The following is a 23,352-nucleotide window of genomic DNA, read 5'->3' as shown; positions in this document are numbered from 1 at the left end:
TCTAGAGCTCGACCACGCGGCGCTCGCTCGCCCGCCCGTTGCCGGTGCGGCCGAGCGCACGGGTCGGCGCGCCCGTCGCACGGCTCATCGCGCCCTTGGCGCGACGCTCAGGGTCCAGCGCCATGATCTTGCGCAGCACCGGGGTGATGACCTCCTTGAACTTGTCCGGATCCTCGGACGTCGGGAAGTGACCGCCGGAAAAGATGGTGCACTCCGCGCCCTTGACCTTCTCCGCCGTCCGCTCGGTCATCTCCGGCGTGCAGGCGAAGTCGTACTCTCCCGTGAGAAAGTAGATCGGGAGCCGACCCGAAATCTTGGAGCAGTGGTCGCGGAAGTCAGAGTCAACACTGTAGAAGTACAGATCCCCCTTGAAGATCCCCGGACCGCCCTGTGCGTAGTACCACCATGTTTCCCATCGGTACTTGTCCGGCGACTCCGGGCTCATCAGGCCGAAGACGGAGGTCGCCACGACCTCTCCGCCGTGGATGTGCGGGTGATGCAACGGCTCGATCCACCATCCCGGCGAGTGATCGCACCCCTCCAGCGCGATGAGGGCGGTGAACTCGTTCTCATGGTTCAACGCCAGCGGTAGGCAGATGTTGCCGCCCATCGACTGACCCATGATGACCGGCTTGCGCAGCTCGAGCGCCTGGCAGAAGGAGACGATGAACTCCTCGTAGAACTTCGACGTCAGCTTGTACTCGTCCTCCATGAGGTAGTAGTCCTCCGGAGGAAGCGATTTGCCGTGCCACGGAAGATCGAACGCGACGACACGAAAGTTCTCGGTGATGTCTGGGTCGCAGAGTTGATGGCGGTACTGCCTGTTGTCGGTGCCTGCCGTGTGAAGGCACACGAGCGGGATGCCCTCGCCGTTCTCTTCGTAGTAGGTGCGATAGGTGCGCCCCTGGCACTGCACATAGACGTACCGTCCGATGATCGGGTCGTGAGCGTTCATGACGTTTCCGCCTCAGATCTGTCGCATGAGCGCGAGCATGTGGGTCAGCGCCCGCAGGTTCTGCCAGAACGGCAGGTGGTTGCCTTCGATCACGAGCTGCTTGTGCAGTGGATGCGCCATCGCCCAGATGTCGTTGAACATCGGCGGCGGCACCTGCTGAGAAAACTTGATCCATGCGCTCGCAGGGGCACGTAAGCCAAAGTCGTACCCCATGTCGTTGGGCAGAAGACCCTCCGATATCTTTTGGATCTTGCCGTTGCGCACGTCGATGAGGTAGTCCGTGTCGTCGACGCCGAGGACGAAGCGGCTGGTGAAGAATCGCCCGATGACGGGAAGCCTTCGGTCGTCATTGACCTGACGCGCCCAGCGTTCGATCCAGTCGAGATCGAAGCTCGCCCGACTGCCATACCTCGCCATCTCTTCCTCCGGATCCCTTGATCAACCGATCAGCTTGGTAGCGGTGCCTTCGCTGGCCCGTACAGCGCAGCGAATGAACTCTGTTCGATCGTCGCTGGCAGCACCGCCGCCGAGAATGCGGGAAGGTCCGCCTCGGGGGAAAGCTCAAGCTTCGGCACGTTGAGCGCGTAGAGCGTGAACACGTACCGGTGCGGTCTGTCGGGAGGCCAAGGGCCGGCGTAATGCGCAGCGTAACCCGGGATGCCGAAGGTGACAAAATCGCTGGCGAGCTCCTTGGCGCCGACGGGCATCCGGTCGGTTCCGCTGGACCCTTCCGCGATCTCACCGACCTCGGGCGTGATGTCGTAGACCAGCCAGTGGGCGAATGAGCGACCGAAGCCGAGCTCGTCCGGCAGGTCTGGATCGGTCACCGCGAGGGCGAGGCTCTTGGTTCCTTCGGGCACGCCCGACCAAGTCAATCGCGGCTGGACGCTCGACGCCTCAGCGAAGCGGGCCGGCATCATGGTGCCTTGAGCGATATCGGGCGCGGCGAGCCGGAGGAGGCCGACCTTCGCAGGCTTCGCGGCCCGGTGCGACGAGCGGAGCGGCCGGGGCATCGGTCGGCCGTTCGCGACGCTCGGACGACGGCTCGCCGGACGCTCCGACGCGTCCACGTCCGGCGTGGCTGCCCCACCCGGCATCGGCGCGTCCGTCCTACGTCCGAACATCGCGTTGAGGATCGTGTGCCCGTCGAAGGGAGGCGCGAAGCTCGCCGAGATCGTGCCGTTCCGGAACACGTGCACCGCCGTACAAAGGTCAAGGAACTCCTCGATCTCGCTGGACAGGAAGATGACGGCGCCGCCGCGTGCGGCGTACTCACGCAGGTTTTTGTATAGGTCGAGCTTGGCTCCAATGTCGATGCCGCGCGCCGGGTCGTTGAGCACAAGGACCGCCGGCTTCTCGGCGAAGGCGCGCGCGATCAGGACCTTCTGCTGGTTGCCGCCGGACAACGACACGATGGCATCGTTCCGGTCGCCCATCTTCACCGCGAGCTTGCCGGCCTCCCACTCGAAGACCGGGGTCAGCTTGCGACGGTCGGTGAGGTTGAGCCAACCCCCGACGCGATAGGCATCGTAGACCGGAAGCAGAAGGTTCTCGAAGATCGAGAGGTTGGCGAAGATGCCTTCCCTCTTCCTGTCGCCGCTGACGTAGGAGACCTTCGCCGCTCGCGCGCTCGAAAGGTCGGCGATGGCGGCTGCATGGCCATCCTCCAGGACCGTGATGCGACCGCTCGCAGGCGGCTCGACCCCGGCGAGCGCGCGCACGAAGGCGGCCTGCCCGGAGCCGTCCAGGCCTGTGACGCCGATGACCTCGCCGGGGTAGAGGCTGAGGCTTACCGGTGCGGCGCCTGGGGCAACCCGCACCTCCTCCACGCGCAGGACCGGCGCCTCACCCTGACGGGTCGGGACGGCGAAGGTGCGCGCGGCAGCCTCCCGCGCCGGTCCAGCGATGAGCTCGAGGATGCGTGCTTCCGTGATCTCCTCCCGCTCCAGGCAGCCGACGTCGACCCCGTCGCGCAGCACGGTCGCGCGGTCGGCGATGCGCACGAGCTCCGCCACGCGGTGGGTCACGATGAGCACGGCGGCCCCCCTCGCGGTGAGCTCCCGCATCTTGCGGAACAACCGCTCGGTGGCGTCGAAGTCGAGCGCGGCGGACGACTCGTCGAGGATCAGCACCTTCGGCTCGGTCAGGAGCGCCCGTGCGATGGTGATCCACTGCTTGAGGCTGAGCGGCAGGTCGCCAACCGTTGCCGACAGGTCGAGGTCGAAGCCGAGCAGGTCGCGCAGCAGGCTCGAGGCCTGGCGCTCCTTCTCCTCGCGCGTCAGCGTACCCCCTGAAGAGCCCGTCGGCACCGAGGAACAGGTTTTCCAAGACGGTGCATTCGTCGGCGACGAGCACCTCCTGGTAGACGTTCGCGATGCCGAGGTCGCGCGCCTCGATGGGGCTGGTCGCGGACTCGCCAAGGATCGACACCTGACCGGAGTCGGGGATCAGGATCCCCGACATGACCTTCGCCAGCGTCGACTTGCCCGAGCCGTTGCCGCCGACAATGGCGTGCACCTCACCGGCGTAGGCCGTGAGGTTCGCGCCAGCGAGCGCAACGGTCGGACCGAACGTCATAGTGACCGACGAGAGCTCCACGAGGGGCTGGGCCATGCGTCTGCCCTCAAAGCGGCCGACCGATGCCGCGGTGCGGACGGTCGCCAGACAGGCGGCTAGAGCGGTTTGGGGTTAGGTGGAAACCACCAAACCCCAAAAAAAACCGCTCTTCATCAAGGAGCTAGCGCATCTAATCTGGGTCTGAGAAGACCCAGGATGCTCTAGCCGTGGCTGGCGGCGTCGTACTCCTCGGGGTCGGCCGGCTCGAGGAAGAACTGATCGAGGAACTCCTTCCCAGCCCAGGCCTCGATGCCGACGTTGTACCAGTCCGCCGAGTCCTCGTCGCAGTCCTCGTCCAGCACCTTGGTGAGGTCCTCAAACGTCAACATCTGCGGCTTGGTGAGGATGGACTGAACCATAGGACCCTGTCCCATCAGGGTCCGCATCATGATGTTCCAGTTCATCTCGAAGTCGTCGCCCGGAGGCCATGCCTGGATCGCCGCGGACACGAAGTCGGGGTTCTTGCGCCAGTAGCACAGCGCGCCGAGCTCACCGCCGATGGTGATCGGCACCATCTCGCGGCCGGACTGCTTCATGGCGCGGATGGCACCGAGCTCGGACGCGGACTGGATGATGATCCCGTCGAGCTGTCCGGGATTGGTGGCGAGCCAGCGTTGAATCTCCGATTGGGCGATCTGGTCGGTCCACATGCCGGCCAGCGTGCCGACGACCTCGATGTCGGGGTACTCCTCGAGCGCCTGCAGGATGCCAACGTTCTGCGAGTCCGAGGCGGACGCGCCGGGGATGCCCTCGACGATGAGGACGTTCCCCGCGCCGCCGATCTCCTGCGCCATCCACTTGCCCATCATGTACCCGCCGACGACGAAGTTCGCCGAGGAGTTGAGCGCCTCGGGAGCCGTCAGGTAGCCGGTCGCGGAAAACACGGGTACGCCCCTCGCATGGGCGAGGCGGACGGTCTGGTTGAGCGCAGTGGGGTTCGAGCAGCACACGATGAGCGCGTCGACGCCCTGGTCGAGCAGCTGACGCATCTGCTGGATCTGCGTCGCATCGCTGAGGTTCGACTGGGTGATGATCACCTCATCGATCAGCCCAAGCTCCTTCCACTTGGGAATGATCGTGTTCTGCAGGCGGTCCATGACGTTCGCCCGCCACGTGTTGCCGGCGTACGAGCTCGCGTAGCCGATCGTCCAAGGCGGCGGGTTCTTCGCGATCCAATCGCGGTAGCTGCTCGGGCCGACCGGCTGCTGCGGATCCATCATCTCCGGATCGTACAGCTCCGCCTGCACCTCAGGCGGCAGCTCGTCGACGCCATCGGCGAGCGACTGCGCGCCGCTGAACAAGCCTGCAGCCAGCGCCGCTGCGGCCATGCGTTTTGCTAATCCTCGAACCACGCTGTCCCCCCTCGCTAGGTCGCCGGAGGTTGCCCTCCCCCGTGCGCACATGTTCTCCGGCATCGGCGCGGCGACGACAAGGGCGTTTCGGCGCTAGGACCCCCTCGCCTCGCGGCGGATGATGTCGACGCCGGCGGGGTCGATGCTCTGGCCGAAGCGCTCCTGGTTGTGGGCGTGTCCCACGTGGTGGAGCGCCATGGCAGCGTTCACCGCGGTCTGCAGACCTTGGGCGTCCTGCGCCTGGTTCACCGCCATCTTGGCGAGCCGCAGGCCCATCGCCGGGCGCGCCGCGATGCGTCCGGCAAGCGACAGGACGAAGCCCTCCAGCTCGTCGCGCGGGACGACGTGGTTCACGAAGCCGACCGCGTGGGCCTCGGCCGCAGTCAGCATCCCGCCGGTGAACAACAGCTCCTTCGCCTTGCGCGGACCGAAGTCCCAGGGGTGGGAGAACCACTCGACCCCGTTGACGCCGAAGGCGACCGTGGGGTCGGAGAAGGTCGCCTCCTGCGACGCCACGATGAGGTCGCAGACGGCGATCAGCATCAGCCCGCCCGCAATCGTCTTGCCGTGCGCCTGCGCGATGGTCGGCTTCGGGATGTCCCGCCAGCGCCGGCAGAAGCCGAGGTAGTACTCCTCCTCCCGCGCCTGCCGGCCCTCCGCGCCGGGCGCGTCAAAGCCGCCCCAAGGCGTGACCGGGGTGAAGCCGGACATCGTGCGGTCGCCCCCGAGGTCGTGCCCCGAGGAGAAGTGCGGCCCGTCGCCGGCGAGCACGATCACCTTGATCGACGCGTCGCGAGCAGCAGCATCGAAGGCCGCGTTGAGCTCGTAGAGCAGCTCGATGGACTGGGCGTTGCGGCGGTCCGGTCGGGCGAGGGTGATGCGCGCCACGTGGTCGGCCGGCGTGTCGGTGCGGATGGTCTTGTAGGTCATGGGGTGCCGGCCTTCTCGGGTTCGGCGGGCTGCTGCCAGAAGGGGGCCCGCAGTGCGCGCTTGTCGAGCTTGCCCATGGCGTTGCGGCCGAGGTCGTCGGTGAGGACCACGCGGCGTGGGCACTTGAACGTGCTGAGGCGCTCCCGGCACCAGGCGATCAGCCCAGCACGGTCCGGCGGCGCGGTCGGGTCGGCAGGGACGACGAGCGCGACCAACTCCTCGCCCATCTCGGGATGGGGCGCCGCGACGCAGGCGACGTCGGCGACGTCGGGATGCCCTGCGAGGACCTCCTCGGCCTCGGCCGGGTAGATGTTCACGCCGCCGGAGACGACCATGTCGCTCACCCGGTCGGTGATGTAGACGTAGCCGTCCTCGTCCATCCAGGCGACCTCACCGATGGTGAAGAGGCCCGGCGCAACGTACGCGTCCGCCGTCTTGCGCGGGTCGTCGTGGTAGATCGGGCCGCGTCCGGTGGCATCGCGGAAGCACAAGCGACCTTCGGTGCGCGGCGGGACGGGTGCCCCGTCATCGTCGACGATCACCGCGGTGAAGGGCGGCACCGCTCGCCCGACGGAGCCGGGGTGCGCCAGCCACTCCTGCGTGTCGATGGAGTTCGTGGTGCCGATCTCGGTCGCCCCGTAGGCCTCGACCAGCACCGGTCCCCACCACCCGATCATCGCGCGCTTGACGTCGACCGGGCACCTCGCCCCGGTGTGGCTGACGCGCTTGAGCGACGACACGTCATAGCGGCGGCGCACCGGTTCGGGCAGCGCGAGCAGGCGGATGAAGTGCGTCGGCACCATGACGGTGCTCGCGATGCGGTGGCGCGCGACGGCCGCCAGCGTCGCCTCGGCATCGAAGCGCCCCAGGATGACGGAGGGCGTGCCGGCCGCGAGGAGCCGCGCGCCGGAGAGCGGACCGGTGTGGTACATCGGCCCCACCACGAGGTGCGTCCCCAGGCCGGCGTGCGGGTTCGCCTTGAGCCGCTCCAGGTGTTCGGCGACGCTGCTGCCGCCGGCGAACATGGTCGGCGGCAACTCGACGGCCTTGGGACGTCCGGTGGTGCCGGACGTGTACAGGAGGTTCGGCCGCGGTGGGCGCGCCTCGTCGCAAGGCTCGCCCGATTGGCGTTGGAGCCACGTGGCGAAGTCGGTCGCCTCGTCCGGCACGCCGCCCCAGCCGATGACGGTGGGAACCCGAGCGAGCCGCGCGGCGGCGAGCCCGCGCTCGGCCGTGGCCGCATCCACGAAGAGCACGGCAATGCCGGCGTCCTTGAGGATGTAGGCGGCCTCCTCGGCGTTCAGGTGGAAGTTGACCGGCGTGACCGACACCCCGGCGATGAGGCCGCCGAGGTTCGCGAGCGCCGTCTCGGCCGCGTTCTCGGCGAACACCGCCACCCGCTGCGACGGCTCGAGGTCGAGGGCGGCGAGGCCGTTGGCGATGCGGTCGAGCATGCCGTCGACGTCGCCCCAAGTGAGCGACTGCCACGGATCGGCGAGCGCCACCTCGTCCGGGCGCGCCCTCGCAAGGTCGGCGGCGAAGCGGGGCACTAGGCGACCTCGAGCTCGCGCCGGGCGCCCGTCGACGCGCCCTCGGCCGCGGCGAGCCGATCGAGGTGCCAGTCGGCATCGCCGAACATCGCCTCGCAGACGGCCAGCCGCTTGTAGTAGTGCCCGATCGCCATGTCGTCGGTCATCCCCATCCCGCCGTGGAGCTGGATGCCCTGCCCGCCGACGAAGCGGCTCGCCTGCGCGACCTTCACCTTGGCCCGCCAGATGGCGACGGCCGTGCCGGCGTCGTCGTCCGCAGCCCGGTCCGTCGCCTCGAGCACCGCGTGGACCATCGCGCGGCACTCCTCCCCCATCAGGTGCATGTCGACGACGCGGTGCTGGAGCACCTGAAACTCGGCCAGAGGTCGGCCGAACTGCTCGCGGGACTTGATGTACTGGGTCGTGATCGCCGCGGCCGCGCTCATCGCGCCGACCGCCTCCGCGCACACCGCGAGCGTGCCACGATCGAGCAGCCGGTCGATCTCGCCCAGCCGATCGACCGGGACGCCGCCGAGCAGCGCGTCGCCTCCGGCGGGCACGTCGCGCATGCGGACCGCCGCGCCGAGCCGCCCGTCGAGGCAGGGCGCGGTGATGCGCTCGAGCCCGGCGGCGTCGGCAGGGAGGAGGAAGAGACCGACGGGCCCTGCGCCGTCGCCGATCCGCGCCGACACGACGAGGGTGTCGGCCGCGTGGGCGCCGATTGCGAACGCCTTGTCGCCGGAGATGGAGTAGCCGTCGCCGTCGTGACCGGCGAGCGCGTTGACGTGCGAGCGGTCGTAGCCGGCGTCCGGCTCGGTGTGGCAGAACGCGAGGACGCGCTCGCCGGCGACAACGTCCGCCAGCAACGAGCGCTGGCCCTCGGTCCCCACCCGGGCGATCGCGCCGGCCCCGAGGATCAGCGTGGGGATGAGGGGCTCCTGCGCGAGGACCTTGCCGGCGGCCGCCAGCACGATGGCGGCCTCCGTAAGACCACCCGAGCCCCCCACAGCCTCCGGCAACGCGAGACCCAACCAGCCGAGCCGCGCGTAGTCGGCCCACCCGCGACCGACCCCGTTGCCCTCCGGTCGGGACGGGCCGACGGCATGCCCGGCGGGGTGGCGGTCGGCCAAGTAGTCCTCGACGCTATCGCTGAGGAGTTGCCGCTCCTCACGGGAAAACGCTGGCATGGTGCCTCCTGGCGACGATCGGGCGTCAGAGACCGAGGGCGCCCTTCGCGATGATGTTCCTTTGGATCTCCGACGAGCCGCCGTAGATGGTGGCCGCACGACGCGTCAGGTGCTCGTAGAGGATGCCGGCCATCTCCGGCGGACCGATGAGCTCGCCGTTCCAGCCGGCATCCAGCGCCTCGGGCTGGTAAGGCAGGCCCTGGCGGGCAAGCACGTCCACCATGGTCTGTAGGATGGCCTGCTGCAGCTCCGTCGCGCGCAGCTTGAGCGCGGCGGCGCCGATCAGCGACGGGCGACCCGCCGCGTGGAAGGCCGCGTGCTGATCGGCGCCGAGCGCCGTCAAGGCGGCGAGGTCCGCCTCGTGCTGCGCCATGCGGCGCCTGAAGCGGATGTCCTCGGCCAGCGGTCGGCCGCCCTCCTTCGTGTCGCCGAGGATCTGCCGGAGCTGGGCGAGGTAACGGTGGTACTTGCCCGCCGCTCCTCCGGCAGAGCGCTCGTAGCCGAGCAGGAACTTCGCGTACTCCCACCCCTTGTTCTCCTCACCGACGAGGTTCTCGGCAGGCACGCGGACGTTGTCGAAGAACACCTCGTTGAGGTGATGGCCGAGGTCGATCGTCTTGATCGGCCGCACCGTCACGCCCGGCGTCGCCATGTCGATGAGCAGGAACGAGATTCCCGCCTGCTTCTTCGCGTTCGGATCGGTGCGCACCAGGCAGAAGATCCAGTCGGCCCAGTGCGCCAGCGTCGTCCAGATCTTCTGACCGTTGACGACGTAGTGCGGTCCTTCTGCGTCCTCTGCGAAGACCGCACGGGTCTTCAGCGACGCAAGGTCGGACCCTGCGCCCGGCTCCGAGTAGCCCTGGCACCACCACACGTCGTTGGCGATGATCCCCGGCAGGAAGCGGTCCCGCTGGGCCTCAGACCCGAAGGTGTAGATGACCGGGCCGACCATGGTGACGCCGAACGGGATCAGCCACGGCGCGCCGGCGCGGCCGAGCTCGTCGTGCAGCGCCCCGGTCCGCTCCGGTCCCCAGTCCTGTCCACCATGCTCGCGCGGCCAATGCCCGACGAGCCAGCCCCTCCGGGCGAGCGCCTTCATGTAACGGTCGTGCTCGTCCTTGCCCAACTGCTGGCCGCGGTCGAGCCTCGCCCTGATGTCGCCCGACAGCTCGGTGTGGCAGAACTCGCGGACCTCTTGGCGGAAGGCGTCGAGGTCGTCGTCGTGCGCAACGGTGTTGATGAACATCACACGGCCTCATGAGATGGGTGAAGTCGGCGTGCCGCCGGCTCCCGGCGACACCTATCAAGCGGGAGGGAGGCTCAGCTCCCCGGCGTGTACTTGGCGAACACCTCGTCCGACAGAAGCTTGGCGTAGGCCTCTTCGCTGTCCACGTCGGCGACGAGGCCCTGCCAGCGCTCGTAAGCGGTCATCACCTTCTGCGCGAGCGTCCGCGCGCCGTCGACGCCCTGCTCCTCACCCTTGGCGACGGCGGTCTCGAACGCGTCTGCGGCCGCCTCCTCGATGGCAGCCTTCAGCGAGGCGTCGGGCGTGATGAGCTCGTAGCCGGCGCCCTCCTTGTTGAGCGCGGCCTCGTCCTCCTCGAGCGTCCCGAAGTACGCGCCGGCGATGGCGGCCGGGGCGTGCTCGACCAGGAGCGCCTGCTCGTCCGCGCTCATCGCTTCCCAGACCTCCTCGCGCAGCATGAGCGTGTTGGGGTTCGGCACGGTGCCAGCGTTGACGTCGACGACGTGCTTGGCGATCTCCCCGAGCGAGTTGGCCTCGAGCCAGTTCGGCGGACCGAACACGCAGTCGACCTGGCCGCGCTCCAGCACCTCGTAGATCTCCGACGACGGGACGTTGATGGGCGAGGCGCCCAGCGCGGTGGTCAGCGGCACCGTGTGGCCGGCGGCGCGGATGCGGAGCCCCTCGACGTCGGCCGCCGTGCGAACCGGCTGGGTGCACATGAGGTCGTAGGGTGTGAGGCTCCAGGCGCCGAGGAAGCGCATGTTCCAGCGCTTGGCTTCCTCGTTACACGCTGGACAGTCGAGCAGCATCACCTCGTTGATCGCGCCGATGGCAGCCTTCACGTCCGACATCACGACGCCGAGGTTCACGATGACGTTGACGACCGGGAGCTCGGCCGGGTAGTACACGGTCGGGACGAACGCGCCATCGACGAGCCCGTCGCGCAGGGCAAACAGCGTGGTCTTGGCAGTCACCACGGCGCCGCCGCCGGCGAACGTCGTGTCGATGGCGCCGCCGCTCTGCTCCTCGACGGCCTCGAGGAAGGGGATGATGCCTCGGGCGTTGAGCGGTTGCTGGGGTCTGCTGTACTGGCCGAACACGACCTGAGTGTCGGCGTTGGCCGGAACCGCCGCGGCACAGCCGAGGCTCAGCGCGGCCGCGGCGGCGAGGGTCTTCGCGGTCGTCACCGTCAGGGTGTTGTTCATTTGTCGTCCTCCCTCTCGTCTCACCCCGTCATCATGTCGGGCAACGTCAAAATGATGGCCGGAAAGGCGATGAGGAGCGCCATGATGACGACCTCGGCGGCGAGGAACCAGGTCACGCCACGGTAGATCGCGCCGAGCGGCACCGCATCGCCCGACACCTTGTTCATCACGAAGACGTTCATGCCGACCGGCGGCGTGAGGAGGCCGATCTCGAGCATCTTGACCAGGATGACGCCGGCCCAGATCTCGTCGATCCTCGCGTTGTCGAAGATCGGCAGGAGGATCGGCAGGGTGAGGAGCAGGATGCCCAGCGTATCGAGGAACGCGCCGAGGACGAGGTAGAGCGCGCAGCAGATCAGGAGGATGACGACCGGCTCTTCGGTCCACATCGTGATCGTCTGCGACAGGTAGAGCGGCAGGCCGGTCAACGCGAGGTACTGGGTCAGCAGCGTCGCCCCGATGGCGATGAAGAAGAGGGTGCCCGACGTGGTCGCGGTCTCGATCGCGCTCTCGCGCAGGGCCGAAACCTTGAACGAGCCCTGGCTCCAGGCGACGAGGGCCGTCGCGATCGCGCCGACGGCGCCGGCCTCCGTCGCCGTGGCGATGCCGCCGTAGATCGCACCGATCATCGCGGTCGCAATCAGGCCGACGGCCAGACGCGACGCAGGCTCCGCACCTTGTCGCGCAGCGTGATGCCGGAAAGGTCCAGCCGCGGAGCCAGCTCAGGGTTCGCCGTGCAGCGCAGGTAGATCATGACGGCATAGACGAGCGTCGTGATGAGGCCCGGCACGATGCCTGCGATCAGCATCTTGCTCACGGAGACCTCCGCGAACAACGCGTAGATCACCATGATGATCGACGGTGGGATCAACGCCCCAACCGTGCCGACTGCCGCGGCGCAGCCTGCAGCGAGGCCGCGATCGTAGCCGACACGCAGCATCTCGGGCACCGCGATCTTGCCCATGGCGGCCGTGGTCGCAAGGCTCGAGCCGCAGATCGCGGCAAAGCCGGCGCCGGCGAAGCTCGTGGCGATGGCGAGCCCGCCTGGGAGGCGTCCGAACCACAGGCGCATGGAGCCGTAGAGCGCCGTGGTAAGGCCGGTGCGCGAGGCGACGGCGCTCATCAGGATGAACATCGGCACCGCCGAAAGCGTCCAATGAGCGACGAAATCGAACGGGGTCGACCGAAGGCTGCCGAACGCCGGGCCGAAGCCGCGCAGGTACCATAGACCCAGGAACGCGACCGCGATCAGCGCCACGCCGATCGGCACCCTGATGGCAAGGAGCGCGATGAGGATGCCGAGGCTAAGGAACCCAGCCTCGACGCTCACAGCAGGGTCCCCTCCTCGCGGCGCGCGTGCTTTTGCCTCCCGGCGGCAGCAGGGTTGGCGAGCTGGGCGGCGAGGACCACGATCATGGCAGCCGCGCCGGCCACGGCAATCCAGCGCGCCGGCCACACGGGAACGTCCACGGCGCCCGAGACGACGTGCTCCCCGTAGCCGGTCTGCCGGATCGCCTGGTCGGCGAGCGCCCATGTGACGACGCCGATGACGAGGAGGCTCGCGAGTGCGGCGGCGACCTGCGTCGCAGCGCGCATCCAGTCGGGCATCAGCCCAACGAGCGCGTCGACCGCGATGTGCTCGTGCATCCACTGAGCGAACGCCCACGGGGCGAACGCGATGAACACCATGTAGTAGTAGGAGACGACCTCGACCGTGCCCGTGAGCGACACACCAAAGACGCTGCGGCAGATGACGCCGGCGGCAACGTGTAAGGTCATGATCACGACCGCTGCCGCGGCGACAAGGATCGTCGCGCGTGCCAGGGCCGCGGCGATGCGGTCGAGCACGGTCATCGCCGCCGGCCGTGGCTTCGCGCCGTCCGCGGCGCCGGCGACTGCGGTACGCGGCGTCCTCGGCTGCGGAGCTCTACGCCCCATCGCGCCTCCCGATGCGCTCACGGCGTCGTGCGCTTGACGTCGGCGTGCGCAGTCGTCCCACCTCCACCTCGCGCCCTCACGATGGGTGGCCCTTCCAGGTGAGCGCTCGAGTGTCGTCGCTCGTCGCCCGTCAGGCGATTGCTCGGAGCGAACCGACCCTCGATCCTGGCCCGTTCGCCACCAATACTCCTACGCGTTGCAGCGAGCGGTCAACTCGATCCTGACGAGCAGGCCTGGGGCGGAGCAGGATCACATTGAGACTTCTGGCGGTGCTTCGCGGAAGAGCGGCGAACGGAGACAGCGATCGCCAGCAGGCCCAGCCGGAGCCTAGAGCGGTCTTCTTGGGTTGGGTGGAACCACCCGACCCGAGAGGACCGCCGTCAATCAACGAGCTAGAGCATCTTGTCGAGGTCCGAGTAGACCCAGGAGGCTCTAAGGCGAGGGGAGGTGCGTGCGGGCGGGTGCCTCACCGGGTGTCGAGCCCCGCCGGAGGAGCGCGCGCGCTCCGCCGGACAAGACGGAAAGGGCCCGGCGGTTGCCCGCCGAGCCCTGCGCATCCGTGGAACGGATGGGATTAGAAGGTGCGCTGGGCGCGGAAGAAGCCGGCGAGCGCAGAGCCCTCGAGGTCGTCGTCGTCGTCGTCGTCAGCGTCGAAGGCGACGTCGGCGTAGCGGTACTGCAGGCCGACGCCGAGGACGAAGCCGGGGACCGGCGAGTAGAACACGGCACCGTCGACGGTAAGCTGCGTCGCCTCGATGTCGCCGCCGTTCTCCTGCTCGGCGTAGCTGAAGCCGGCGCCGAGCGTGCCGGAGATCGTCGGCGTGAAGCTCGTCGCCGCACCACCGTGGATCGAGAACGCATCGGAGAAGTCGATGTCGCCGTCATCGTCGATCACGCCGTCGCCGACACCGAGGATGCCGTCGGACGTGGCGTAGCGGATGGCGCCGTGAGAGTAGGTGCCCTGGAGGCCGACAGTCGTCTCGTTGCCGAAGGGAACGTTGACGTTGACGCCGGCACCGATCGCGAACGCGATGGACTCGTCGCTTTCGTCGAAGTTGCCGTCGCCGCCGATGTCGACGCCGACCTCACGGTAGCCGAGCATACCCATGACCTGGGCCGAGCCCCAGCCCTGGTCGATGCGGATGTTCGCCACGAGGTCGGGCACGTGAGCGAGCTTCTGCTGTGCGTCCAACGCGGTGTCGAGGACACCGTCACCGTCCGTGTCGACCAGGAAGGCACCGCCGATGTCGCCGGCGCGACGCAGCTGATCCTCGATCGAGATCGAGGCCGAGAACCCGTTGCCGAAGGCGGCGGTGTAGGCCAGCACCGTGGTGTGCTGGTCGGAAACCTCGGGCACGAAGAAGAAGAACGAGCCGTAGTACGCGTCCGAGAAGTCGAAGAACGAACGGGTGTTACCGAACGTCAGGCCGCCGAACTGGATGAACGCACGCTCGACATCGACCTCGGAGAACGCGTCACCGTCCTGGAACTGCACCTGCAGCTCGGTGAAGGTGCGCAGGAGGCCGAACTCCGTGGACGTGCGCGAGTCCATGTAGATGTACGCACGGGCGCGGAAGCGGTAGCCGAGATCCGTGTCATTTTCGTAGCCGCGACCGCCGAGGATCTCGATGTCGCCGACGTCGTCGTCGTCATCGTCGTCGGTGAGGTCGCCGAAGAACTGGTAGTCGGCGCGGATGCGGCCGGCGACGCGCAGGCAGGTCTCGGTGCCGGGGATGAAGTAGTAGCCTTCGCCGTACGCATCGCAGACGCGGACGTATTCAACGGGTTCGACGACGACCGGAAGGTCCGCCGCCTGCGCCCCGGTCACCGCGAGAGCACCCGCAGCCGTGCCGAGGACAAGACGCCTAATGTTCATGTCTCGATCTCCAAAGAGGTTCACTGTCGATCCTTGACTTTCGTTCCGGCGGTGACCCTCGGGCCGAAAGTCGCCGGATCTCCCAACTGTTTGATCGCGCCGCTGCGGCCCGCCCAAACCCGCGATGCGACCGTCTCGGCCCCGTCGCACCGCCACATTGCTCAGGTGGCTTGCACGCAGCAATGGAAAGGCGACGGCGCGCACGGGCCGAACCCCGTGCGCCATCAGCGATGTTGCATGGACAACACGTTTTGGAGGCGGACCGGGAGAAACCCGTGCGACCGGGCAATCAAGCGTTAGGATGTAGGCGCGGTCGGGCCGGTGCGAGCGGCCGTCCGCGCTACCAGCTCGTAGCGAGGAGGATCGGGAAGGCCGCCAGCATGGTGGCAAGGCCAGCGTCCGCGGCGTCGAGTTCGCCCGGCGCGAGGCGCGAGCGCAGGACGACGCCAGGCGACATCGCGAGGTCGTCGAGGCGTTCCTCGGACAGGGCGATCCCCTCCCCCTCGAGGAGGGCGAGCGGACGGGTCGGCACGACGACGACGGCGCAGGCCTCGCCGTCACGTTGCCTGAAGGCAGCGAAGCGACCGGCCTCGCGGCCGCTGAGCGGCACCGTCTCTAGCCGTCCGTCGGCGAAGAGCTGCGGCCGCTCCCGGCGCAGCGCCAGCCCCTCTAGGAGGCACCGCGCCTTGACCGCACCGTCCCGCCAGTCGGCGAGCAGGGTCGCGGGTTCTGCGGCCCGCGCGCGCTCGCACAGCGCCGCCTCGGCGGCGAAGTCCACCGGACGACGGTTGTCGGGGTCGACCATCGACTGATCCCAGCCGAACGTACCCTGGTAGACGTCCGGCGCCCGCCGCCCGATGCACTTCAACAGCGCCTGGGCGAGGCCGATGACGGCGCCCGCCCGTGCCACCGGCTCGAGCGGGGCGAGGCGGTCGCGCGCGGCGGCCATCGCCTCCGCGGCGGCTGCGACGCGGCCCTCGAACGCCTCGTCGGGACGCGTCCAGGTGGTCTCCTCCTTGGCCTCGCGCACCGTCTTCAGCGCGGCCTCACGGAACCGGTGCGCGAAGTCCGGGTCGTCGGTGATGGGATCGGAGGCGAACAACATCTGCGCCATGGCCCAGCGCAGCTTCGGTGGCACGTCGCCGGGCAGCGTGTGCCACACCTTCGACCACGCCTCGAGCGTGCCGGGGTCGGACAGCGCGTAGAGCCTCGCCCGGGCATCCTCGCCCCGCTTGGTGTCATGGGTCTGCGTCGCGGCGAGCCCGCCCTCGGAGGCGACGGCGAGGAAGCGCTCAGGGCCAAGCTCGGGCGCGAGCTCGCCGCCGACCTCGTTCAGCCCGACGAGCCGGTGGTAGCGGTAGAACAGCGTGTCCTCCACCGCCTTCGCCATCAGCGGCCCGCTGGTCTGCTGCAGCCGGCGGATGAACTCCAGCCGCACGGCGTCGGGCCCGGGCGCCTGCATCAGCGCGACAAGGTCGTCGAGGATGCGCTTGTCCTCCAGCGGCGCGGCGTCGGCCTTGGCGCGGGCCCTCGCGAGCACCTCGCGGTCGGCGGGGTCGTCGCTCGGCAGGTACGTGCGGTAGACGTCGAGCGCCGTCATCAGCGCGACGAGCCCCTCGCGGACGGTGGCGCGGCCGTGGTCGCGCGCCGACCGGTCGTCGGCGAACAGGCGCAGCGCGAGCGCAACCAGCCGCTCCAGCTCGCCGGCGAGGTTGCGCGTCAGGATGAGCTCCTTCGCCTCCTCGCCCACCCGCTCCGCGTCCGCGTCGGCGACGTCGCCATAGGCCTCGCCGAGGCTCGCGAGGCCTTCCGGGTCGACGAACAGGGCGGCGAGGCCGGCGATGAACTCGTAGCCCGTGGTGCCGTCCACCGGCCAGCCTGGGGGAAGCTGCTCCTCGGTGCCGAGGATCTTCTCGACGAGGATGGGAACGCCGGAGTGCTCGGCGAGCCGACCCAGCGTGCCGGCAGGGTCGGCGAGCCCGTCCACATGGTCGACCCTCAGCCCCTGCACCTTGCCCTCGCGCACGAGCGTCAGGATGAGGCGGTGGACGGCGTCGAACACCTTCGGGTCCTCGACCCGCGCGCCGACGAGGCCGGTGACCTCGAAGAAGCGCCGGTAGTTGATGCCGTCGCGGCCGAGCCGCCAGTGCGTCAGCCGGTAGTGCTGAGCCTCGTGCAGCGCATCGACATCGGCGATCCCCTCCGTGCCCGGCGCGATGGGCAGGTCCGCGCCCGGGACGGACAGCACCGGACCGTCCGCGGTGTCGCTCCGCCGGACGTCGCCGGCGGCGAGCGCCTCGCCGTAGGGCTTGCCGAGGATGGGCAGCGTCAGCTTGCCCGCCGCCCAGTCGATGTCGAAGTGGTCGGCGAACCGCGACTCCTGGCCGTGCTCGGCGACGTCGCGCCACCACGGGTTCTCCATGGAGGCGGCCATGTGGTTCGGCACGATGTCGAGGATGAGGCCGACGCCCGCCTCCTGGAGCGCGCGCACCAGCACCTCGAAGGCCGCCTCGCCGCCCAACGTGGGGTCGAGCCCGTTGTGGTCGGTCACGTCGTAGCCATGGGTGGAGCCGGACGTCGCCGCGAACACCGGCGCGGCGTAAAGATGCGAGATGCCGGCGTCCGCGAGGTGCGGAACGATGCGCGCGACGTCCTCGAAGCCGACGCCCTCGCGGACCTGGACGCGGTAGGTGGCCCTGATCATGATGTCCTCCGTCCCCGCACGGCGGCGACCGCCGACAGGACCCTATGCAGCCGCTCGGACCGGGCGACCTCCTCCACCGTCATCGGCAGCGTCCTGCGCCAGTTCGGGTGCTCGCGGTCGGTGCCGGGGAGGTTCACCAGCCTGCGACCGCCGACCACGTCCTCGAGGCGCACGGCGAACAGGCGCGAGGCGCTGCGCGCACCGAGCCTGTGCAGCGCCACGACGAGGTCGTCGTCGAGCATCCCGCGCGCGCGCGACGGCGGCAGCCCTGCGAGGCCCAGCATCTCGGCCCTCTCGCGCGACCGCGCGCTGTGCTCGGCGTGGGCGACGTCGGCATCGATGCGCCCCAGCTCGAGGCGCAGGTCGATCTCGTCGCCGCGCCACCAGGCCTCCAGCGGCGCGATGTCGTGGGTGGACAAGCACGCCAGCGCGTCGCGCGGGTAGCGGGCGGGCGCGACGAGCGCGCCGTGCGCCCCGCGCTCGAAAGACAGCAGGCGCATGGAGAAGAGCCGTCGCGCCGTCATGCGCTCGCGGAAGCCCGGCGGGACGACGCCGAGGTCTTCGCCGATGGCGACCGCGCGGTGCCGGTGCGTCGCGGCGACCACCTGGTCGGTGAGGCGGGGCTGACGCACGTAGGCCCCGTCCTTCGGGGCCACGCCGTCGGGGATCAGCCAAAGCCGCTCCAGCCCCATGGCGTGGTCGATGCGCATGGCGCCCGCCTGGGCCATCACCGCGCTCATGACGGCGCGGTAGGGCGCGAAGTCGCGCTCCACCAGCGCCGTGGGCGACAGCGGCGCGAGGCCCCAGTCCTGACCGTCCAGCGAGAAGAGGTCCGGCGGTGCGCCGATGCGCAGGCCCGGCATGGCGAGGGAGGGGTCGGCCCAGGTGGACGCGCCGTCGGGCGCCTCGCCCACCGCAAGGTCGAGGTAGAGCCCGAGGCGCATGCCGGCCGCAAGCGCGGCCTCCTGCGTCGCCTCAAGCTGGGTCGCCGCCACGTACTGCAGCCAGGCGTGGAAGGCGACGTCGTCGCGGTGCGCATCGCGGAAGGCGACCACGGCGGCACCGTCGTGGTCCTGGTACTCGGCCGGCCAGCTCGACCACCCAGCGCCGTGCCCCTCCCCGACCATCGCGTGCGACACCGCCTCGAACAGCGCCACTCCCTCGAGGGCGGGGCTCGACGACGCATGGCGGTCGGCGGCGAGCCGCTCCGCCTCGGGGACCGAGGCGTCGCCGGCGCGCCATGCGTCGTGGATGCGCCGCAGGACGGTGAGCTTCGCCCGCGCGGCGGCTGGATAATCGACCTCTTCGTGCGCGCCCGGCACCGTGACGCCGTCGCGCATCTCGCGCCGGTAGCCTGGCACGTCCGCCACCGCGATCATCAGCGGGTTGAGCGCGCGGCGGTCGGAGGGCGAGAACGGCGAGGCGCGGTCGGGCGCGGCGGTGAACAGCGCGTGCAGCGGGTTGAGGCCGACGAAGTCCGCGCCCGCCTCGGCGAACGTCGGGATCAGCGCCCGAAGGTCGGCGAGGTCGCCGACGCCGAAGTTGTCCTCCGAGCGCAGCTGGTAGAGCTGCAGCGCGATGCCGAAGGCGCGGCCCTCGTCGAGGAAGGGCGGCACGTACGCCGCTACGGCCTCGTCCTCGGCCTCCTCGCCGACCGGCGGCACCCGCCCGAGGGCATCCACGAGCGCACGCACGGTGGGTTCGGGGACCGGACGCGCGACCTCGCCGGGGCGCTCCAGGATAACGCCGGCGGACCGCGCCGCGGCGACGAGCGCCGCGTTCACCGACTCACTCCGCCCCTTCCTCGAGCGTGACGACGACCGAGTGCGGCACGCGCGTCTCGGGTGTCGCGAGCTGGCCCCCGGCCACCGCCGCGATCACACGACCGTCCGGCAGCGGGCCGACGTCTTCGAGGGACAGGTTGATCGCCATGGTGAGCCGCGCGTCGTCCGCCAACGTCCAGGCGACGTCGACGACCCCGTCCTCGACGCGCAGCACGGTCCCCGTCTTCGGCACGGCGCCGGACAGCCGCGGGACGACCTCGCGTGCGCGGGCTTCGAGGAGGGTGCGGTAGAGGCCGAGCCACCAGCGCCCCTCCTCGGTCTCCGTCTTGTCCCAGTCGAGCCGGCACGCCTCGAAGGTGGAGGGTGCGTTGGGGTCCGGGATCTCGTCGCGCGAGGAGGCGGAGTGGAAGGCGTCGAACTTCTTGAACTCGTTGCGCCGTCCCTCGCGCACCAGCGAAGCAAGTTCGCCGTGGAAGTCGGTGAAGAAGCAGAACGGGCGCGTCTCCCCCCACTCCTCGCCCATGAAGAGCAGCGGGACTTGCGGCGACAAGAGGAGGACGGCGGTGAAGGCGACGACGACCTCCCGCTCCGACAGGTCGATGAGCCGCTCGCCGAAGGCGCGGTTGCCGACCTGGTCATGGTTCTGGTTGAACGCCACGCACGAGATCAGCGGCTGATCCGTGCCGTCGACGCCACGCGCCTCGCCGCCGTGCCCCAGCGAAGGCTCGCCCTGGAAGATGAAACCCTCGGCGAGCGCCCGGGCGAGCTTGTCCCACGGACGGGACACGAAGTCGGCGTAGTACCCCTCGTTGTCGCCGGTCGCGATGGGGTGGATGACGTTGTGGTAGTCGTCGTTCCACTCGGCGGTGAAGAGGCGAGGCTCGCCGTCCTCGTAGGGGTGGAGGCGCACGATGTTGCGCTCATCCTCGGTGTGCAGGTGCACGGGACGATCGAACGTCTCGCGAATGCGCCTTGCCATCTCCTCCAGGATCGGCTCCTCGGACTGGTCGTCGATGTGGTCGACGGCGTCGAACCTGAGGCCGTCGATGCGGTACTCGGTCAGCCAGTAGAGCGGGTTCTCCACGTAGAACGCGCGCACCGCCGGCTCTTCGAAGGCGATGGCTGCTCCCCAGGGCGTGTGCCGCTCGGGGTGGAAGAACTTGGTCGCGTACTTGCCGAGGTAGTTCCCGTCCGGGCCGAAGTGGTTGTAGACGACGTCGAGGTGGACCATCAGGCCGAGCTCGTGCGCGGCGTCGACGAGCGCCTTGAGGTCGTCGGGCGTGCCGTAGGCCTCGTGCGGTGCGTAGTGCAGCACGCCGTCGTAACCCCAGCCGCGCCGACCCCCGAACTGGGCGAGCGGCATCAGCTCCACCGCCGTGACGCCGAGGCGTTGAAGGTGCGGCAGCTTGTCGATGGCGCTCAGGAAGGTGCCACCCTGCGTGAAGGTGCCGACGTGGAGCTCGTAGAGCACGGTCTCTCGCCAAGGCCGTCCGGCCCACTCGGTGCGCCAACGGTAGCTCGATGGGTCGACGAGCTTGGACGGGCCGTGGACGTCGCCCATCTGGGCGCGGGCGGCAGGGTCCGGCACGACGAAGCCGTCGGGCAGCACGAACGCGTAGGAGCCGCCGACCGGAACGCGATCGGTGATTAGCTCGAACCAGCCGTCGGCCCTGCGCTCCATGGCAAGGTCCCCGGCCTCGGTGCGCAGCTGCAGGGACGGCTCGTCGGGCGCCCACAGGCGAAAGCGGGCCTGCCCGTCGTCGGTGAGGTTCGCTCCCCAGGACGTTTGGAAGGTACTCGCCTCAGGCTGTGCGGTCATCACGGTGGCGACGGTCACATGGTCCTCGCGTGGCGCGCGACGCACCCGAGGACCGGGCGCGCCAAAACTTCATGATTGAACGATCAAGACCGCGTGCCGGTTGCGCGGTGCGGCCGTCCGCGTCAGCTCGCCCGGCGGCCCAGCACGGCGACCATGGAGCGGGTCGGCACGGTGAGCGGCCAGGACGGTTCTGGTCCGGTTCCACCGGCGTACACCTGCCCCGTGGCGGTGTCGAACAGCGTCGTCCACGTCACGTCGGAGAGCGTGTCCGGCAGCGCGAACGTCATGTCCTCCTCCAGCGCGTTGAAGTAGACGACGGCGCGTCGGTCGTCGTCGGCGAGGACCATCGCGACGACCTTGGGATCCACCGCGTGCCAGTCGTCCGCGTTCATCTCGCCGCCGTCCGGCCGGAACCAGCCCACGTCCTTCAGGCCGTCCGTCCCTTCGAGGACGTCGCCATGCAGGAAGCTGGTCTGGCTGAACAGGCCGATGTCACGGCGCACCGCGATCAGCCCCTTGACGAAGTCGAAGAAGGCATGGTCGCGGTCGTTGTGGTCGCTCCATGCGAGCCAGGCCATGTCCGTGTCCTGGCAGTACGCGTTGTTGTTGCCGAACTGGGTGCGGCCGAGCTCGTCACCCATCAGGATCATCGGGGTGCCCTGACTGACGAGGAGCGTCGCCATGATGTTGCGACGCATCCGGTCGCGCAGGTCGAGCACCGCTTGATCGTCCGTCGGGCCCTCGACGCCGCAGTTCCACGAGCGGTTGTCGTTGTGGCCGTCGCGGTTCTCCTCGCCGTTCGCCTCGTTGTGCTTCTCGTTGTACGCCCACAGGTCGGCCAGCGTGAAGCCGTCGTGGGCGGTGATGAAGTTGACCGAGGCCCAGGGCTTGCGGCCCTGGTGGTCGAAGATGTCGGCCGACGCGAGGAGGTTCGCGCCCAGCATCGGCAGCAGCCCTGGATCGCCGCGCCAGTAGGAGCGGATGTCGTCCCGGTAGCGACCGTTCCACTCGGCCCAGCCGGGCGGGAAGTTGCCGACCTGGTAGCCGTCCATGCCGAGGTCCCACGGCTCGGCGATCATCTTGACGCCGGCGAGCGTCGGGTCCTGCAACACGGCGTCGAGCCACGCGGACGACTTGTCGAACCCTGCCCCCTCACGGCTCATGGACGGCGCGAGGTCGAAGCGGAAGCCGTCCACGCGGCACACCTCGACCCAGTAGCGCAGCGAATCCATGACCATCTGCATGACGCGCGGGTGCGCGACGTTCACCGTGTTCCCGGTGCCCGTCGTGTCGTGGTAGTAACGCTTGTCCTCGGCGAGCACGTAGTAGCTCGCGTTGTCGATCCCCTTAAAAGACAGCGTCGGGCCCATCTGGTTGCCCTCGGCCGTGTGGTTGTACACGACGTCGAGGATGACCTCGATGCCGGCCTCGTGCAGCCGGCGGACCATGTACTTGAACTCGTGCAGGTCGGCGTTGCGCGAGATGTAGCGCGGCGCCGGGGCGAAGAAGTTCAGCGTGTTGTAGCCCCAGTAGTTCGCGAGGCCGCGCTCAGTGAGGTGCCGATCGTTCGGGAACGTGTGCGCCGGCATCAGCTCCACCGACGTCACGCCGAGCTTGACCAGGTGGTCGATGACGCGCGGATCCGCGAGCCCGGCGAACGTGCCGCGCAGGTGATCGGCGACGTCGGGGTGCAGCGCGGTCAGCCCCTTGACGTGCGCCTCGTAGAAGATGGTCTCGGCCCAAGCGACCTTAGGCGGCGCGTGCCGGCCCCAGGTGAAGGCCTCGTCGACGACGACGCACTTGGGCATCGCCGGCCCCGAGTCGCGCCGGTCGAAGGACAGGTCCTCGCGGTTCGAGCCTACGCGGTAGCCGAACATCGAGTCGTGCCAGCGAAGTTCGCCGCTCAGCGCCCTCGCGTAGGGGTCGATGAGGAGCTTGTGGGCGTTGAACCTGTGGCCTGCGCTAGGCTCGTAGGGGCCGTGCGCACGGTAGCCGTAAAGCTGCCCCGGACGCACGTCCGGCAGGTAGCCGTGCCACACGTCGTGGGTGTGCTCGGGCAGCTCGATCCGGTTCGTCTCGCGTCGCCCCGACGGTTCGAACAGGCACAGCTCGACCTTCGCGGCGTTCGCCGAAAACAGTGCGAAGTTCGTGCCCGAGCCGTCCCAAGTCGCCCCCAGGGGTGTGGGGCTGCCTTCCTCTAAGCGCATCAAG

At 69.2% G+C, this 23,352-nt stretch carries 17 protein-coding genes and 1 pseudogene; all 18 read right to left on the bottom strand.

All coding sequences use genetic code 11. From position 1 onward, the window contains the following. Position 1: 1 nt before the first annotated feature. The 18 genes and pseudogenes from ACOOE8_RS09185 to glgX all read right to left on the bottom strand — a co-directional run bounded on the left by ACOOE8_RS09185 (position 2) and on the right by glgX (position 23,348). Positions 2-955 carry an alpha/beta fold hydrolase gene (locus ACOOE8_RS09185; RefSeq protein ID WP_420394507.1) on the bottom strand — a complete coding sequence of 318 codons (954 nt, stop codon included), beginning with the start codon at positions 953-955 and terminating at the stop codon, positions 2-4. 12 nt (positions 956-967) lie between these two features. Next, positions 968-1,372, bottom strand: coding sequence for a hypothetical protein (locus ACOOE8_RS09180; protein ID WP_420394506.1), 405 nt, complete (start codon positions 1,370-1,372; stop codon positions 968-970). A gap of 29 nt (positions 1,373-1,401) precedes the next feature. Beyond that, positions 1,402-3,264: a YbhB/YbcL family Raf kinase inhibitor-like protein gene (locus ACOOE8_RS09175; RefSeq protein ID WP_420394505.1), complete on the bottom strand. Its 1,863-nt coding sequence runs from the start codon at positions 3,262-3,264 to the stop codon at positions 1,402-1,404. Positions 3,265-3,298: 34 nt separating this feature from the next. Then, positions 3,299-3,532 (bottom strand): annotated as a pseudogene (locus ACOOE8_RS09170) (ATP-binding cassette domain-containing protein); the annotation flags it as partial. 200 nt (positions 3,533-3,732) lie between these two features. Further along, the gene (locus tag ACOOE8_RS09165; RefSeq protein ID WP_420394504.1) at positions 3,733-4,899 is read right to left on the bottom strand and encodes an ABC transporter substrate-binding protein; all 1,167 of its coding nucleotides are present in this window, start codon (positions 4,897-4,899) and stop codon (positions 3,733-3,735) included. Between the two features lie 117 nt (positions 4,900-5,016). Beyond that, entirely contained in the window at positions 5,017-5,853 is an 837-nt protein-coding gene (locus ACOOE8_RS09160; protein ID WP_420394503.1) for an enoyl-CoA hydratase, read from the bottom strand. Next, positions 5,850-7,403 (bottom strand): AMP-binding protein, encoded by a 1,554-nt coding sequence (locus ACOOE8_RS09155; RefSeq protein WP_420394502.1) that lies wholly within the window; start codon positions 7,401-7,403, stop codon positions 5,850-5,852. The genes ACOOE8_RS09160 and ACOOE8_RS09155 overlap by 4 nt, the downstream gene beginning before the upstream one ends. Next, entirely contained in the window at positions 7,403-8,569 is a 1,167-nt protein-coding gene (locus ACOOE8_RS09150) for an acyl-CoA dehydrogenase family protein (protein ID WP_420394501.1), read from the bottom strand. Before ACOOE8_RS09150 ends, ACOOE8_RS09155 begins: the two co-directional genes overlap by 1 nt. A gap of 25 nt (positions 8,570-8,594) precedes the next feature. After that, positions 8,595-9,815: an acyl-CoA dehydrogenase family protein gene (locus tag ACOOE8_RS09145; RefSeq protein WP_420394500.1), complete on the bottom strand. Its 1,221-nt coding sequence runs from the start codon at positions 9,813-9,815 to the stop codon at positions 8,595-8,597. A 74-nt stretch (positions 9,816-9,889) separates the two neighbouring features. Next, a complete protein-coding gene (locus ACOOE8_RS09140; protein ID WP_420394499.1) occupies positions 9,890-11,020 on the bottom strand; it encodes a C4-dicarboxylate TRAP transporter substrate-binding protein in 1,131 nt (376 codons plus the stop codon). 20 nt (positions 11,021-11,040) lie between these two features. Beyond that, the gene (locus ACOOE8_RS09135; protein ID WP_420394498.1) at positions 11,041-11,649 is read right to left on the bottom strand and encodes a TRAP transporter large permease subunit; all 609 of its coding nucleotides are present in this window, start codon (positions 11,647-11,649) and stop codon (positions 11,041-11,043) included. A gap of 11 nt (positions 11,650-11,660) precedes the next feature. After that, positions 11,661-12,350: a TRAP transporter large permease subunit gene (locus ACOOE8_RS09130; protein WP_420394497.1), complete on the bottom strand. Its 690-nt coding sequence runs from the start codon at positions 12,348-12,350 to the stop codon at positions 11,661-11,663. Continuing rightward, the gene (locus tag ACOOE8_RS09125; protein ID WP_420394496.1) at positions 12,347-12,874 is read right to left on the bottom strand and encodes a TRAP transporter small permease; all 528 of its coding nucleotides are present in this window, start codon (positions 12,872-12,874) and stop codon (positions 12,347-12,349) included. The genes ACOOE8_RS09130 and ACOOE8_RS09125 overlap by 4 nt, the downstream gene beginning before the upstream one ends. 658 nt (positions 12,875-13,532) lie before the next feature. Then, complete coding sequence (locus tag ACOOE8_RS09120) at positions 13,533-14,834, bottom strand: porin (RefSeq protein WP_420394495.1); 1,302 nt, start codon at positions 14,832-14,834, stop codon at positions 13,533-13,535. A 340-nt stretch (positions 14,835-15,174) separates the two neighbouring features. Next, positions 15,175-17,538, bottom strand: coding sequence for a malto-oligosyltrehalose synthase (treY, locus tag ACOOE8_RS09115; protein WP_420394494.1), 2,364 nt, complete (start codon positions 17,536-17,538; stop codon positions 15,175-15,177). Further along, a complete protein-coding gene (malQ, locus tag ACOOE8_RS09110) occupies positions 17,535-19,322 on the bottom strand; it encodes a 4-alpha-glucanotransferase (RefSeq protein ID WP_420394493.1) in 1,788 nt (595 codons plus the stop codon). Before malQ ends, treY begins: the two co-directional genes overlap by 4 nt. A gap of 4 nt (positions 19,323-19,326) precedes the next feature. Then, a complete protein-coding gene (gene treZ / locus ACOOE8_RS09105; RefSeq protein ID WP_420394492.1) occupies positions 19,327-21,159 on the bottom strand; it encodes a malto-oligosyltrehalose trehalohydrolase in 1,833 nt (610 codons plus the stop codon). 104 nt (positions 21,160-21,263) lie between these two features. Next, positions 21,264-23,348 carry a glycogen debranching protein GlgX gene (gene glgX, locus ACOOE8_RS09100; protein WP_420394491.1) on the bottom strand — a complete coding sequence of 695 codons (2,085 nt, stop codon included), beginning with the start codon at positions 23,346-23,348 and terminating at the stop codon, positions 21,264-21,266. Positions 23,349-23,352: the final 4 nt, after the last annotated feature.

This window comes from Acuticoccus sp. (genome assembly GCF_965213555.1).
In the GTDB taxonomy this organism is placed as follows: domain Bacteria; phylum Pseudomonadota; class Alphaproteobacteria; order Rhizobiales; family Amorphaceae; genus Acuticoccus.
The sequence above is the reverse complement of the archived record's forward strand: the minus strand, read 5'-3'. Positions and strand labels throughout refer to the sequence as shown.

Coding starts and splice junctions, on each gene's coding strand:
- ACOOE8_RS09185 (WP_420394507.1), bottom strand. CDS start 955: ATGAACGCTCACGACCCGATCATCGGACGGTACGTCTATGTGCAGTGC.
- ACOOE8_RS09180 (WP_420394506.1), bottom strand. CDS start 1,372: ATGGCGAGGTATGGCAGTCGGGCGAGCTTCGATCTCGACTGGATCGAA.
- ACOOE8_RS09165 (WP_420394504.1), bottom strand. CDS start 4,899: ATGGCCGCAGCGGCGCTGGCTGCAGGCTTGTTCAGCGGCGCGCAGTCG.
- ACOOE8_RS09160 (WP_420394503.1), bottom strand. CDS start 5,853: ATGACCTACAAGACCATCCGCACCGACACGCCGGCCGACCACGTGGCG.
- ACOOE8_RS09150 (WP_420394501.1), bottom strand. CDS start 8,569: ATGCCAGCGTTTTCCCGTGAGGAGCGGCAACTCCTCAGCGATAGCGTC.
- ACOOE8_RS09145 (WP_420394500.1), bottom strand. CDS start 9,815: ATGTTCATCAACACCGTTGCGCACGACGACGACCTCGACGCCTTCCGC.
- ACOOE8_RS09140 (WP_420394499.1), bottom strand. CDS start 11,020: ATGAACAACACCCTGACGGTGACGACCGCGAAGACCCTCGCCGCCGCG.
- ACOOE8_RS09135 (WP_420394498.1), bottom strand. CDS start 11,649: ATGATCGGTGCGATCTACGGCGGCATCGCCACGGCGACGGAGGCCGGC.
- ACOOE8_RS09125 (WP_420394496.1), bottom strand. CDS start 12,874: ATGACCGTGCTCGACCGCATCGCCGCGGCCCTGGCACGCGCGACGATC.
- ACOOE8_RS09120 (WP_420394495.1), bottom strand. CDS start 14,834: ATGAACATTAGGCGTCTTGTCCTCGGCACGGCTGCGGGTGCTCTCGCG.
- treY (WP_420394494.1), bottom strand. CDS start 17,538: ATGATCAGGGCCACCTACCGCGTCCAGGTCCGCGAGGGCGTCGGCTTC.
- glgX (WP_420394491.1), bottom strand. CDS start 23,348: ATGCGCTTAGAGGAAGGCAGCCCCACACCCCTGGGGGCGACTTGGGAC.